Origin of the sequence: Flammeovirga pectinis, from assembly GCF_003970675.1 — a bacterium.
Lineage (GTDB): Bacteria > Bacteroidota > Bacteroidia > Cytophagales > Flammeovirgaceae > Flammeovirga > Flammeovirga pectinis.
In genome coordinates, this window is the sequence record NZ_CP034562.1 from 2,297,835 (window position 1) to 2,313,474 (window position 15,640).

At 31.6% G+C, this 15,640-nt stretch carries 12 protein-coding genes; 7 read left to right on the forward strand and 5 right to left on the reverse strand.

What is annotated here, in order from left to right; translation table 11 throughout:
* Positions 1–94: 94 nt before the first annotated feature.
* A complete protein-coding gene (locus tag EI427_RS09160; RefSeq protein WP_126613862.1) occupies positions 95–517 on the reverse strand; it encodes an IS1/IS1595 family N-terminal zinc-binding domain-containing protein in 423 nt (140 codons plus the stop codon).
* Between the two features lie 226 nt (positions 518–743).
* Between EI427_RS09160 and EI427_RS09165 the strand changes: the two genes are divergently transcribed.
* The 3 genes from EI427_RS09165 to EI427_RS09175 all read left to right on the forward strand — a co-directional run bounded on the left by EI427_RS09165 (position 744) and on the right by EI427_RS09175 (position 5,203).
* Positions 744–2,342 (forward strand): hypothetical protein, encoded by a 1,599-nt coding sequence (locus EI427_RS09165; protein WP_126613864.1) that lies wholly within the window; start codon positions 744–746, stop codon positions 2,340–2,342.
* Complete coding sequence (locus EI427_RS09170) at positions 2,332–3,753, forward strand: DUF5723 family protein (RefSeq protein WP_126613866.1); 1,422 nt, start codon at positions 2,332–2,334, stop codon at positions 3,751–3,753. Before EI427_RS09165 ends, EI427_RS09170 begins: the two co-directional genes overlap by 11 nt.
* Before the next feature lie 199 nt (positions 3,754–3,952).
* On the forward strand, positions 3,953–5,203 hold the full coding sequence (locus EI427_RS09175; protein ID WP_126613868.1) for a nucleoside permease: 1,251 nt from the start codon (positions 3,953–3,955) through the stop codon (positions 5,201–5,203).
* A 76-nt stretch (positions 5,204–5,279) separates the two neighbouring features.
* Here the strand turns inward: EI427_RS09175 and EI427_RS09180 are convergent, their stop codons facing one another.
* Both EI427_RS09180 and EI427_RS09185 read right to left on the reverse strand, forming a co-directional pair.
* Positions 5,280–6,362 carry an aminotransferase class V-fold PLP-dependent enzyme gene (locus EI427_RS09180; protein WP_126613870.1) on the reverse strand — a complete coding sequence of 361 codons (1,083 nt, stop codon included), beginning with the start codon at positions 6,360–6,362 and terminating at the stop codon, positions 5,280–5,282.
* 57 nt (positions 6,363–6,419) lie between these two features.
* Entirely contained in the window at positions 6,420–7,415 is a 996-nt protein-coding gene (locus tag EI427_RS09185) for a glycosyltransferase family 9 protein (protein ID WP_126613872.1), read from the reverse strand.
* 136 nt (positions 7,416–7,551) lie between these two features.
* Here EI427_RS09185 and EI427_RS09190 point away from each other — a divergent pair, with 136 nt between their 5' ends.
* The 4 genes from EI427_RS09190 (at position 7,552) to EI427_RS09205 (ending at position 11,746) form a co-directional block, all read left to right on the forward strand.
* Entirely contained in the window at positions 7,552–8,856 is a 1,305-nt protein-coding gene (locus EI427_RS09190) for a DUF3137 domain-containing protein (protein ID WP_126613874.1), read from the forward strand.
* A gap of 128 nt (positions 8,857–8,984) precedes the next feature.
* Positions 8,985–9,374 carry a 30S ribosome-binding factor RbfA gene (gene rbfA / locus EI427_RS09195; protein ID WP_126613876.1) on the forward strand — a complete coding sequence of 130 codons (390 nt, stop codon included), beginning with the start codon at positions 8,985–8,987 and terminating at the stop codon, positions 9,372–9,374.
* Between the two features lie 44 nt (positions 9,375–9,418).
* A complete protein-coding gene (locus EI427_RS09200; protein ID WP_126613878.1) occupies positions 9,419–10,831 on the forward strand; it encodes an LTA synthase family protein in 1,413 nt (470 codons plus the stop codon).
* A 111-nt stretch (positions 10,832–10,942) separates the two neighbouring features.
* On the forward strand, positions 10,943–11,746 hold the full coding sequence (locus EI427_RS09205; protein WP_126613880.1) for a DUF1338 domain-containing protein: 804 nt from the start codon (positions 10,943–10,945) through the stop codon (positions 11,744–11,746).
* Positions 11,747–11,828: 82 nt separating this feature from the next.
* On the opposite strand, the gene EI427_RS09210 is transcribed toward EI427_RS09205, so the two are convergent.
* Positions 11,829–12,713, reverse strand: a complete 885-nt coding sequence (locus EI427_RS09210) for a geranylgeranylglycerol-phosphate geranylgeranyltransferase (protein ID WP_126613882.1) — start codon at positions 12,711–12,713, stop codon at positions 11,829–11,831.
* Positions 12,714–12,721: 8 nt separating this feature from the next.
* Entirely contained in the window at positions 12,722–15,529 is a 2,808-nt protein-coding gene (polA, locus tag EI427_RS09215) for a DNA polymerase I (RefSeq protein WP_205727921.1), read from the reverse strand.
* Between the last annotated feature and the right edge of the window lie 111 nt (positions 15,530–15,640).

Here is a 15,640-nt window from a genome sequence, read left to right on the forward strand (position 1 = left end):
AAATTAAATATTACTGAAGTATTTGAAGTTTGAATATATGTAGAGCTTTTTAATATCATCTAAAAAAAATATACTATTGCTAAACTAGTATATATTACTTTTTCATTTGCCATGTTATTAACATGTACTTATCTCCTAAATCTGTAATCATTGAGGTACCTTCTTTTAAATTTTCTCTATTGATTATAAATGTCAAAAGCTCACTATGATTCATTAGTTTGTAAGTAGGTGCATAAGCATCAGATTCCAATCTTGGTATATTATATCTTTTTACCCAGTTCATAACAGAGACATGACTGATACCTAAGATACGTTCAATCTCTCTATAGCTCACTCCTTCTAAGTAAAGCTGCAAAGCCTTAATCACAAATTTCCGATCAACTTCTCTCCCTTTTTTTGCAACAGAAAAATTATAATTACAGTTTTTACATTTATAACGTTGCCGCCCTTTTACAAAGCCACTTTTCGTATAAGAGTGACTATCGCAATTAGGACAGGCTATCTCGTTCATTTTCATATAAATGAATAAATACTTTTTTAATAAAATTAATTATAAGAGCTTAAATATATATACCTATTTAGCATATATATACTTAATTAGCAGAAATAGTGTGTAAATTACATTTTTTAATTAATTTTAACAGAAATTAGAGATATAACTCAATGCATACATTGTTTATCTTATTAACGAATTAATTGCAAAAAAACCTTAAATTGCAAAAAATTGAACAATCCATTTTTTCATGAGATATCTTTATTTTTTACTTCTTGTTATCTCTATATTTTTAAGTTCTTGTGGTTTTGACCCTTCAAACTTTGAAAATATTAGAATTAAGCCATTAGAATCTAAATTTTTTGCTATACCATTACTCAATGGAGAAATAACGTTAAAATCGTTATTAAGTGAATCTGACCGTGCACATGTCAATAGTTCAGAAACTCCTTGGGTGCTAGAATATAATACATGGTATACTGACGAAGAAAAGGATGCCCTTCCTGCTGTAGTTACTGGCGATTTAATTTTAGCAGAAGATAACTTCATTTTACATACTGATATTTTATTACCAGGAGCCTTTGTGACAGGAGTAATTTTTCCGCAAAAAATTACTTTCCCTATCACTTTATCAAATTTATTTTTTGATATTCAAAACCTTACTATTAAAGACGGGTATTTCACATCAAACTTCAAAAATCCTAATTCTTCAAAATCTACTTTAACTGTAGAATTGATTCATTATTCAGCAACTGATACAATTGTTATTACAAAAGAAAGTAATGACATCGCTGCAAATACTAATCTTGATATTCAACTAAGCCTTGATGATAAATCATTTACGGTTAGAGATGAATACGTTTATGGTTTAAGAATCAAAAATGTAATTAATAATCAAGAAGTCGATTTTTCTGTAGGAAGTGGAGTCAAGTCAGAAATTAAAGTCAACTTAATAAGTAATATAACATTTACGCCTTTTGTAGATTTCGAAATACCAATAGACATCCCATTACAGATAACACCAATCGCTCTATTTGATAGTACGTTAGATGAAGGAGATGTTACTTTATCTGATTTAAGGTTATCATTAGTAACATATAATACGTTTGGTCTTGATATTTACACTTCTAATATTGAAATCTATGCTCAGAGTTCAATTAATGACGAGATAATTCCGTTAGCTTTAAATAAAGATCAAATATATTATCCAATCACGTTAGGAGAGGAAGCTATTGATACCCTTGATATAGGACAAGCTGTGAATACTTTAAAAAAGAAACCAAACGCAGTAGCTATTGCAGGCGAAGTTGTAGTCAAAATGTATAAAGGTAAAAGCTATTTTATTGACGAAGACTCTTACCTCAAACACAACTTCTTTTTAGGCATTCCATTTGAGATTGGTTTAAAAGACGTCACTTTTTCTACAAATTTATTAATAGAAGAAGGTTTTGATGAAAGTATCAGCTTTTTAGATTCTGCCTATCTCTCCATAGAATTCGAAAACCACTTCCCTATGGATGGCACTCTTGAAATCTATGCTTTAAATTCGGCTGATGACATATCTCCTTATTTAGTAGACCTTAACGCTAACCCAAATGTAAATTCTATTAAATTTATGGAAGCAGCAAAGGTTAATAGTGATGGATCGATTAACGAAACATCATTTAGGAAATTTCATATTAGAATTACAGGAGAAGACGCTACAAATATATTAAAATCAAAAATATTAAATATTAAAGGTATATTTAGTACACCTAATGGTGGTATTGTTCCTTTCTTCCCTACTGGAAAACTCATAATAAAAGCAGGTCTTGCAGCATCAGTTACTATTGATCCAAATGAATTTTAACTCAAAATATATACTCTATATAGCCTTCTTATGGATGTTTATTGCTTCTTGTCTAACAGCTAATGCTCAACAAGAAACAATGCTCTATTTCATGAAAGATATGCCACAGTCTTCTCAGTTAAATCCAGCACATAGGAGTGTTTATAAAACGTCTATAATATTACCATCTGCCTATGTTAATGCTGAGTCTACTACTTTTTATTATAACAGTATTTTTTCTGATGATGAATATGGAAGTAATGTGGACCTTGAGAAACTATTTGAAAACCTAAAAGACAATAATGTATTAGAAACGAGTGCTTATTTAGATATTTTTGGCTTATACATTACATCTGACAAAGTGAGTATTAGCTTATTTATCAGAGAAAAATTATCAGCTCTCTCTTCAATAAATGAAGATGTTGGAGAATTATTTTCTAAGGGAACTGCTCACCAAGATAATCTTAATAAAACTTTTAATGTTGCTCCAACAATCAACCTCTCTCATTATAGAGAATATGGGATTGGGTTTAATTACAATATTAAAGATCAGTGGACATTTGGATTAAATATCAAATACCTGAGCGGTATAATGAATGTACAAGCAACTGACGCCACTATTGAAATAACTACAGAGGATGCAGTAAACTATCCACTTCATGTAAAAGTAGATGGACCAATTCAAACAGCTGGTTTACCTAATATCTTAGACAAAGCAGGAAATTTTTCAACTGCAAATATTGGTGATTACCTTGCAGGAGGTGCTGGAAATGGATATGCTGTAGATGTTGGGCTTACTTACCAATTTTCTGATAAATTACTTTTTGAATTCGCTGCCACTAATATTGGACAAATATTTTGGACTAACGGTAGAAGGAATTATGAAATTGGTGCTCAAGATTATAATTCTTATACAATCGTTGGAGCATCTCCACAACAAATAATAAATCAAGAAATTGACAATACTCAATACGATTCTTTAGTTGCATTATTTGATTATCAATTAACTGAAGATGGAAATTTGGATAGCTATACTACTTACTTACCTACTTATGTAAATCTAGCTTCGAGTTACGATTTTGGTCATAAATTTATTATAGGTGCTACATTAGGCTTTAGTTATTATGATAGTTACTTCAACCCGAGAGTCTCTGTAAGTATGAATAAAAGGTTTGCCGATTTCTTAGGTATTGGATTGAATTACACAGCCGATAAAAGTGGGATTTCCAGATTAGGTGCAGCAGTATCTGTAGGATTCCCCGGTATAAAAGTATATGCCGTGTCTGATGATATTGTTTATAATATATCTAATTGGCAAAACTCTCAATCACTCGGTATAAGAGTTGGAGTTAACCTTAATTTCGGGTACGTAAAAAAGAACTACATCAATAAAAAAGAAACAAGAGCCAGCCAGTTAATGGATCCAGATTGATAAGTATAGCATTATTTCAATTTCCGTTAGAATTTACCCCAATACAACAAATAGTATTTTTTCGTTAAACTAGACAAAAGTCATTGATTGGTAAAAGTATTATTTCTGTTAAGAATTAGTATCAGTTTATAACGCAATAAAATAGTATTTAAGTTTATATTTGTATCCATTACATTTATATGAACACAATTAATAAAACATGAGCTTAAAACTGCGTTTAACAATAATGAACTTTTTACAGTTCTTTATATGGGGAGCATGGTTAATTACCATTGGTAGCTACTGGTTTCAAAACAAAGGCTGGTCGGGTACTGAGTTTGGTGCTATCTTTTCTACAATGGGAATTGCATCTATTTTTATGCCTGCTATTACAGGTATTATCGCAGATAGATATATCAATGCAGAAAGACTACTAGGTATTTTCCACATTATGGGTGCCGGAATATTATTCTACATTCCGGAGGTTCAGACACCTCATATGTTTTTTGTTGTCATGTTAATTAACATGATCTTCTATATGCCCACAATTTCACTTTCTATTACTGTTGCTTATTCAGCATTAAAAAAAGAAGGCTTAGATATTGTTAAAGTTTACCCTCCTATTAGAGTATGGGGAACAATAGGCTTTATTGCTGCAATGTGGGTAGTAAGTTTATTAGGTTTTGAAAAGTCTGCAATGCAATTTTATGTTTCTGCTATTGCCTCTTTGTGCCTAGGTATTTATTCTTTCTCATTACCTAAATGTGATGTAAATAAACAGCCTAAAAATCAAACCTTAGCAAGTGCACTTGGTCTAGATGCTTTCAAACTCTTTAAAGAGAGAAAGATGGCTCTATTCTTCATTTTCTCTATGCTATTAGGGGCTGCATTACAATTAACTAATGCTTACGGAGACACTTTCCTACATGATTTTGCAAAAATAGATAAATATAAAGATTTACTTTCTGTAAAATATCCAGCAATTATAATGTCTATTTCTCAAGTTTCTGAGACATTATTTATCTTGGCTATTCCATTTTTCTTAAAGAAATTTGGCATTAAAAAAGTAATGCTGATAAGTATGTTTGCTTGGGTTTTACGCTTTGGCTTATTTGCTATTGGTAATCCGGCAGAAGGACTTCCTTGGATAATCATTTCTTGTATTGTTTACGGAATGGCATTTGATTTCTTTAATATTTCGGGATCACTTTATGTTGAATCTCAATGTGATGAAAAAATAAGAGCTTCTGGTCAAGGGTTATTCATGATGATGACAAACGGTTTTGGAGCTGTATTAGGTAGTTCTATTAGTGGATGGATGATTGATGCATTCTTTACCACTAATGGCGATATTCAATGGCCTAGTGTTTGGACAAGTTTTGCTATCTATTCATTAGTAGTTGCATTACTTTTTGCTGTCTTGTTTAAACACAAGCATAGTCCAAAAGACATTGAAAGTTTTAGTCATTAAATAAATACTAGAATAAAAAAAGGATAAATCATTATAATGATTTATCCTTTTTTTATATTCAATAATTAACTTTTAACTACCAAGCTTCTATAAGATCTACTAATTGAAAATAGAGTTCTTTAGAATGTGTTGGAAAATTTGCTATTCTTATTTGAGTCGCTTTATTTGCTCCATATCCAGAACTAACAATTAATCCTTTATCAGATAAATAAGTCATTAAATCTTTAGCAGATCTACCTTCTTTCACATCGATAACGATTACTGTTTTAGAACGGACTCTTTCCTCTTTCACTGCATAATCTAAATCTTTATGTGCATTTACAGCTCCATAAAGTAATGCTGCTTTGTAATCCGTCTCACTTCTAACTATATCCATATCTCTACGGATTAAATCTTCTGAAACTTTACCTAAAGTATATAACCCTAATGCATTTGGAGTTGCAGGAGTCATATTTTTAGAAGCATTTTTTAGAAGTGTAAATATATCATGATAACCACCTAAATGTCTACCTGTAGCTTTAATTTCTTTTGCTCTATCTACACACTTTTCATTAAATATCCATACTCCTAATCCAGCTGGCAAACCCATTCCTTTTTGCACTGAGAAGAATAAACTATCTATTTGATTAAAATCAATATTTAGATAAGGTACAGAAGAAACGGCATCAATTGCTATTATAGCATTTGGGTGTTCTTTACGTAATGAATAGATATCTTCAACAGGGAATTGAACACCCGTACTTGTTTCGTTCTGAGTAATCGCAATAAAGTCTACATCCTTGTCAATATCCACTTCATTTAAATTAAAACCCTCTCCTAAAGGCTTTTCAATTTTTTGAGTTTCCATTCCCCAGGCCTCAGCAAAAGCATGAAACCTTTCAGAAAATGATCCATTTACAAAGTGAGCACTTTTTTTAGTAATGCAATTTTGAGCAAGACGTTCCCATACCTCTGTTGCTGAACCTGTAAATACTACATGAAAATCAGCAGGTACACCTAACATTTCTTTCACTTGACTTACTGTAAAGCCAAACATATCTTGAAATGCAGCACTTCTGTGAGACACAACCGCAATATTTTCTTTTAAAGCTTGTTGAATATGTTGTTCAACAGTAAAATACAGTTCACTTGGTCCTGCAGTTAGATGATAATTTTTCATTACGACTAATTTGTTAGTTTGTATTAGTAACAGTAAGTTAAAACATTTAAATTAACGTTACTTCCATTCGTCTAAGAGCAAATCTTCGACATCTATATCCATAGAACACTTAAAGTGTTTTTTAGGGCAACTTTTATGACCATGAATTCCACAAGGTCTACAATCTAATTTTTCTTTTACCTCTACAATTTTCGAATTTGTAGATAAAGGTCCAAAACCAAATTCAGGAATAGTAGAACAGAAAATTGCAGTCTGAGGTGCATTAACTGCACTTGCCATATGTTGTGGAGCAGAATCATTTACAAAATTCATAATCCCCCCTTTCATTAAAGCTGCAGATTGTAAAAAAGAAAGTTTCCCTGCCCAATTACATAAATTCCCTCTCTTAACTTTGTCTATGATCTCATCACAAACAGAAAAATCACCAGGTCCACCAATTAAAATAACTGTAATATTTTCAGGAATTTTATTGATTAACTCCACCCATTTATCCTTATGAAATTGCTTTGTATACCAAACAGAACTAGGTGCTACAGTTACATAATCACCGTCAAATTTAGCTTTATCGTAATCAATTTCTCTAGGATATAATTTTGGCTTAACAAATTTATTATCTGTGATATCTTCAATTAGTGAAATATACCTTGCCACTTCATGGTTTTCCTGCTCTCTACCTAAACCAACCACATGAGGCTTTTTAATAGAAAAAAATCCACTCAAAGGATTTTTATCAAAACCTGCTGTTGATTTTGCAGCAGATAAAAATGTCATTAAACCCGTTGAGAAATATCTTTGCAAATTAATAACCCTATCGTATTTTCGACGACGGATTTCCATTGCAACTTTAAATAAATTTTTATTTTTATTCTGTTTCTTATTCCAGATTATAACTTCATTTATATACGGATTGTTTCTTAACAACCCTTCATTTCCATTACGGACTACAAAATCAATTTCCGCTTCAGGATAAAATTTTATTAATTTCTCTACAACAGCGGTTGCCATGATCACATCACCAATGAAAGCTGTTTGTATGACTAAAAATTTTTTCATTGTGCTAAATTCTTACAAGATTATGAATATTGCAATTATTCCGCATTCATAATCCTTGTTTTTTAACTTTCTAAACAGATTCTCCTTATATTCATCGATAGAATTGAAGAGAGTATTCGCTCTACACTAATTTTTTATGAAATCTTTCGAAGAATTTAAAGCCTTTTTTAAAGAGAATATTAAACCGCAGTTAGAAGATCTTGAAGCAAAACGTTTCCAGATGCATAACAAACGACTACAATTTGGCGGACTAACATTCCTTATGATTTTTATAGCATGGATACTTGTCTATTTAAATCAAATACATGATTACGGGTTGTATTTTATGTGCATATTCGCTCCTTTTGCTTCTCACCTTTATTTTAAAAACAATTTTCTTGATGAGACAATTGAAGAAGAATACAAGGAACTAGTAGTTCGAGAAATGATCCGATTTATGGACCCTTCTCTTCATTATGAACCCGAAGATTTTATCCCAATAAATGAATGGATAAGAAGTGGCGTAGATCCTCTTATTCCTGATATATATACAGGAGATGACCTTATTACAGGAAGCATAGATGGAATTAATATCACTGTTTCTGAGGTTGAAGTTGCAAAACAATTACCTCCAAAAAACAAATGGTATCTAAATAAAAAAAAGCAAGAAGAAGCAAAAACCGAAACTATTTTCCATGGCTTCTTTATGATTGTAGAGCTAAAAGAACCTCCAGCATCTGATGTATATATTTTTGAAGATGATATCCAGAAACATTGGGGTCATTTAGGACGGTTAATTGAAGAAAAAGATGAACGTTATGGGACTTATGTACCAATAAAACACCCTAAATACAGAGAAATATTTAAAGTATACGCAGAAAATAGAGCCGCTGCTGAAAGTAGTCTAAAGGATGATTTTATTGAGAAGTTATACAAGATTAAAAAACACTTTAAGGCAAAGGTGAATTGTGTTGTTAAAAATGATAAGATGTATGTATTTCTAGATATTAGAAAAGAACTCTTTAAGGTAGACACTACACATTCGCTCACAAGGTCATTTATTTTAAAATCGTTGTATAACGATTTGTATATGATTTTAACGGTAACACATACTTTAAATAAGCCTGTCCCAAAAGTATCTACAGCCACTCAAGTAGAAAATAATTTTGGACAGCATACAACTACAATAGAAGATACAGCTCCAGTAGAGGGTGAGTTTTATGATGATGACGAAAGTGCTGAAGGTTTAGCTACAAATCATTTTGAAATTAATGAGGAAGAAGCTTCTGACAATTATGATGATGACTTTGATGATGAGGAAGAAGAAAGGTTTGATATTAAAGGAAATTCATCTGCCTCTCAAGAACAATTGTTTGGTGTAGAAGAAAAGAATGATTTTCAGCATTTTGACTTCGAAAATGATGACGATGATGATTATTATGACGATGACGATAAGGAATAACTGAAAATGCGCTTCAATTAAGATTTTTTTTTCGAACTTTGTAAGTTCATATGGTCAACTATGTTTTATACTCTAAACATTCGTTGACTTGTATTTAAAATAGAATCATAATTTATTAATTCATTATAATGGATAGTAAAAGACAACATAAATTTTCTCGCTTAATTCAAAAAGATTTAGGTGAAATTTTCCAGCAAAATAGTGTTTCAATGTTCGGTGGATCTTTTATCACTGTAACACAAGTTGAGGTATCACCTGATTTAGGCCTAGCAAAAGTATATTTAAGCTTTCTTTTGGTGAAAGACCCAGAAAGTAAAGTAGCAGAAATTGAAGTGCAAAGTAAGGCTATTCGTAATATACTAGGTCAACGTATTCGTCATCAAGCAAGAGTAATTCCTCAATTACGTTTTTATTATGACAATACTTCTGAAGAAGCTGAAAAAATAGAAGACTTATTTAAAGACATCGATATTCCTGATGATAAAGGAGATAACGATGACGATATTTATACAAGATAAGTTCTAAAAGCAAACCAAAAAAACATCAAATTTAGTACAAAGAGATGCTTTCATTTTTTAAGATCAACGATCCTTTACGTTTAATCGCACTACTTTTTCTACTTATACTTATTCGACTTCCTATTTGGTTAAGTGGAATACCATTAATGTCAGAAGAAATACATTGGATTACTTTAGGTCAGAAATTAGCGGATGGAAGCATGATGTACCAAGATGTATGGGACAATATTGCTCCCTTATCTGCAGGTGTTTATTGGTTTGCTGCTAAATTTTTTGGTGGCACTCAAGTCACCTTTTTTGTAATTGCTTCGATTTTGACTTTTTTCCAGTCATTTCTATTTAATACCATGTTGAATAGAAGCGAAGCGTATAAACAAAAAACATTTATACCTGGGTTTCTGTATTTGGTATTCTCTAATATCAGTTATGATTTCATGACCCTCTCTCCTATTCTAATAAGTCTGACATTCTTATTGTTTGGACTAAGAAACATTTTAAGAATGGAGAGAACAGATACAGAACAAAGTATACTGAACACTGGTATATTCTTTGGTTTAGCATCATTGGCTTACCTTCCATCTTTCTCTTTCTTATTGATGGGTATTTTTGCCTTAGCAAGTTTTAGAGTCACCTCACTAAGAAGGCTTTTCCTGGCTTTTGTTGGATTTACCATTGTTTGGGGTAGTTATTTTCTTTACCTCTACTACAATAGTAATATAACTGAGTTTGTAAAATTATGTATCTTAACCATTACACAGTTAGAACATAACTTTATATTATCTTGGGAGCAGATGCTTATTTTAATGATATTGCCTACTATAATATTCTTACTTGGTGCATTCAGAACATTCTCATACAATTCCTTCATTAACTCTCAGCAGAGTATCCAACAAGTAATGCTTATTTGGGTAATTACAGCCTCATTAAGTATTATATTTTCACAATATACTGCCTCATTCCAGTTAATTTTATTTGTTCCATCTTTAGCTTTTTTCTGTACACATGAGCTTCTTTTAATTCGGAGAGGTATTTTTGCAGAAAGTACATTATGGGTCTATTGTAGTTTACTTCTTGCAATTATGTATACTACTGCATTTGATATTCTTCCTAAGAAAATTGAATCTCCTTACAGCAATGCATGGAGTAAAACAATTTCTTTCGGAGATGAAATCGGCAAGAGCGTATTGGTATTTGGAACTAATTACGACTATTATCAAGATAAAAAATTAGCAACACCTTATTTAAATTGGAGAGTTTGTCAAAATTATTTTAGTAATGTAGATAGCTATGATCAATTAAGAGTTATCTATAATGAGTTTGATCAAGACTTACCTGAAACTATAATTGACTCTAACAATCAAGGGGAACAAATACTAGATTTCCTAACGATCATTAAAGACAAATATGAGCGTATAGAAATGAATGACGGCACTATAATTTTCCAAAAAATAAAATAATTCGTTTTTTCCTTTGCCTGTAAAAATTCATGTGTATATTTGCATATCAATTTAAACGTAAATATTACATTTATATAATAATTGATATACTAACATCCTAACCGTAAACACATGGAAAATATTGTAGAGAAGCTTTGGGACGAGTACGTTAAAGTCACTCCCTCTGCTGCTAAAATTCAATCAATTTTTGAAAAGAAAGGCGAATCTATCTCTAATGATCACATCGCCATTCGTACGTTTAACAACCCACTTGTAAACGTAGAAACCTTATCAGCTCCTTTTACTAGTATTGGATACGAGAAAAAAGGAGAATACATATTTGAAGCTAAAAAGTTAAAGGCTTCTCATTACGAGCATATGTATAATAAGGATGCCCCGAAAATATTTATTAGCGAACTACGTTTAGAATTATGTAGTGAGTTTATTCAAGATGTAGCAGATTCAATTATTGCAACATCTGATTTAACATCAACATCACCCGCTAATTTATTACTTAGTGGACGTACTTGGGGACAACCATCACATAAAATTTACGAAAAGCTTTTAAAAGAATCTGAATATGCCGCTTGGATGTATGTTTTTGGTTTTAGAGCTAATCATTTCACAATCTATTGTAATAAGCTTAAAAACTTTACCACGCTAGAAAGTGTAAATGAATTCTTGAAAGAGCATAAATTTAAGATGAATACTTCTGGAGGTGAAATCAAAGGAAGCAAGGAACAATGCTTGGAACAGTCGAGTATTTTGGCTGACAAAGTAACAATAAAATTCCAAGAAGGTGATTTCGAAATTCCTTCTTGCTATTACGAGTTTGCAATGAGGTATCCACAAAAAGACGGACAACTATTTGAAGGGTTCGTTGCCTCATCAGCAGATAAAATTTTCGAAAGCACAGACGTAACATCAACAAAATAAGACGACTTCTTTTCTAACCAATTCAATTTACATATAAACTTTAAAACAAGAAATCCCATTCAATTAGAATGGGATTTCTTTATTATATAAATAGCATTCCTAATATTCCTGCTAACATATAAAATTTTATCATTTTACTTATAGATGCATAATCCTTACTTGTCCCTGCCTTATATACCTTATAAATAAGAAAGAAAGCAGGTATTGATAGGATCAAATAGTAATATTGAAAATACTCTTGTCTCATATGTAATATCATAAATACAGAAACTAGAATAAATAGAGCAAAGAGAACATATACTAGTTGTTTGGTTTTACCATCACCCCAAATTATAGGTAATGTTTTACAACCAAACTGAGCATCTCCTTCTTTATCCTCCAAATCTTTAATAATTTCTCTAATAATTGAGACGAAGAACGCAAAAATCCCAAATTGATATACCTCCATATTGTTCTCTACAAAATATATATTAAGTAAAAATACAGATAAAGATGTAATAGCAGCTACACTCAAATTTCCAATAAAGGCACGTCTTTTTAGTGTATTTGAATAGAGCCACAACCAAAACGAAATTATAAAACATACAATCCCTACTTCAGTAGAAAGGTAAAAGCCTATTAATATGCCTGTTAAATTAAATACAGTATGCGTAAACAAGGCTACACGTCTCTTCATTACCTTACCAACTACTAATTTGCTAGGTTTATTAATTGCATCGATTTTTATATCGTAGTAATCATTAATAATGTACCCCGCTGCTGCAATTAATAAAGTAGAAAGTGTCAATAAGAAAAAATTAAAATCTCTTAGGTATTCTTCAATATTAGAAGAATCTCCTATCAAGAATATTCTTCCCATCCATTGTGTAACAAAGATGATAAATAAGTTCGACCCACGTATTAAACGCATAAAATCTTGCAAACCTATGAAGAACGACTTTTCAGTATTTAATTTATTTGTACTCATACTATTTATCAGTGGGCTTCTAACCAGTTTTTTCCTTCTCCAATCTCTACTTCTAAAGGAACTCCAATGTCATAAGCACCTTCCATTAATTCCTTAATTTTGGCTTTTAAGAGTTCTAGTTCATCATTATGAGTATCAAATATTAATTCATCATGAACTTGTAAGATCATCTTAGATTTCAACCCTTCCGATTTCATCCAAGCCTGAATTTCAATCATTGCTTTTTTGATAATATCAGCCGCCGTACCTTGAATAGGTGCATTGATAGCATTTCTTTCAGCCATACCACGCACGGTGAAGTTTCTAGAATTAATATCTCTTAGATATCTTCTTCTGCCCATTAATGTTTCTACATATTCATTATCTCTGGCCTTCCCAATCACATCATCCATATACTTTTTAACAGAAGGGAATTCTTCCCAATAAGCATCAATTAATGCTTTTGCTTCACTTCTAGGTATATTTAATTGTTGCGATAAACCAAAAGCAGATACACCATAGATAATACCAAAATTGGCTGTTTTTGCTTTTCTACGCATCTCTGTATCCACATCACTTTCTGCTACATTAAATACTTTTGCTGCAGTTGCTGTATGGATATCTCTACCATTTTTAAACGCATCAATCATTTCCTTATCACCACTAAAAGCAGCCATAATTCTTAATTCTACTTGAGAATAATCGGCAGCAACAAAAGTATAATCGTTATTTCTAGCGACAAATGCTTTTCTGATTTCTCTACCTCTTGATGTTTTAATTGGTATGTTCTGCAAGTTTGGATCTGTAGATGAAAGACGCCCAGTAGCAGCTATTGCCTGATTATAAGTAGTATGTACTCTACCATCTGATTTAATCAGTTTAGGAAGTGCGTCTACATAAGTACTTTTCAATTTATTCAATTGACGGAAATCTAAAATTTTACCGACAATTTCATGATTCCTTAAACCTTGTAGTACTTCTTCTCCTGTTGCATATTGTCCCGTTTTTGTCTTTTTGGGTTTATCAACAAGCTTCATTTTTTCAAAAAGTACTATTCCTAGCTGTTTAGGAGAAGAGATTGTAAACTCTTCTTCAGCTAAGATGTAAATCTCTTTTTCTAATTGCTCAACAGATTCTGCTAACTCTACAGAATATTTTTCTAATGATTCTACATTAAGATTAACACCCTCTCTTTCCATATCTTTTAATGTCTCCATTAAAGGCATTTCAAGATCGGAGAACAACTTATCAAGTCCTTTATCTTTTAAAAGTGGCTCAAAAACTTCTTTTAATTGAAGTGTTACATCTGCATCTTCACAAGCATATTCATATACTTCCTGAACAGACATATCTTTCATGTTCTTTTGCTTCTTTCCTTTTTTACCTAAAATAGTTTCTATTGATACAGGAACATAATTTAGATATACTTCAGAAATTGCATCCATACCATGGCGTTTATCTGGCTCTAACAGATAATGTGCAAGCATGGTATCAAAGAAAGGCCCTTTAACCTCTACATTAGCAGTTTCAAGTACTTGTAGATCATATTTTAAATTCTGACCTATCTTAAGTATTTCTTGATTTGCAAAAAGAGGTTTAAAGTAAGTATATATATTATTTGCTTGTTCTTTGTCTAATGGAACTGGAACATAGTATGCTTCATCCTTAGTCGCACTAAAAGACATCCCAACAACTTCTGCTTCTAAAGCATCTAAAGAGGTTGTCTCTGTATCAAAAGCAAATTCTTTTTGTCTACTTAAATAACTAACTAATTCTTCGTATCTCTCCGGAGAATCTATTAATCTATAATTTTTATTTACAGTAGCTATTGTAGATTTTTCTATTATTACTTCCTCCTCTACAACTTCTTCTGTGTCTATTGTAGACGTTGAAGAACTTGGAGTACTCCCTCCAAATAAAGACGCTTGTTCACCTGCTTTGATAGATTTTTTTGGAGTTATTGTTTTCTTTTCTCCAGGGAAAACTCTCTGAAGTAAGGTTTTAAACTCTAATTCTGTAAATATCTTTACAAGTTCTTCCTTATTAGGTTCAGATATAAGTAACTCTTGTTCATTAAATTCTACAGGAACATCTAATTTAATAGTGGCTAACTCTTTAGACATTAATGCCTGTTCTACGTTTCCCTGAACGCGTTCCTTAAGTTTACCTTTCAGTTCATCAGAATGTTCAATTATACCTTCAACAGTACTATATTCTCTTAAAAGCTTACAAGCTGTCTTTGGTCCTACACCAGGAACCCCCGGAATATTATCAACAGCATCACCTTGTAAACCTAATAAATCAATTACTTGGTCAATACGATCTAAATCAAATTTCTCAAGAACTTCATTTACGCCTAAAATTTCAATCCCTCCTTTCGTAGATGGACGATACAAGAAAGTATTCTCATCAACTAATTGAGCATAGTCCTTATCAGGCGTCATCATATACGTCTGAAAACCCCTTTTAGAAGCTTCTGTTGCTAATGTTCCAATAACATCATCTGCTTCAAAACCTTCCATTTCAATTCTAGGAATATTAAAAGCATCAACAATTTTCTTCACAATTGGAATAGCAATTGATATATCTTCAGGTGTCTCTTGTCTATTTGCCTTGTATTCACTAAACATTTTATGTCGGAATGTTGGGGCTGGTAAATCAAAAGATACCGCTATATGAGTAGGATTCTGCTTTTTTAAAATTTCTAATAGAGAATTTACAAACCCCATAGGTGCACTTGTATTTACTCCTTTAGAATTGATACGTGGATTACGTATTAAAGCAAAGTGGGCTCGGAAAATCAATGCCATGCCATCAAGCAGAAATAATTTTTTCATAATTTTTGTGTCCAAAGGACGAGAACTACTATTAATTTTACGACGTTTGTCTTAAATCTGATTTAGTAGCGAATATACTAATCGGATTTAGAACAATAATGATTATCTAAC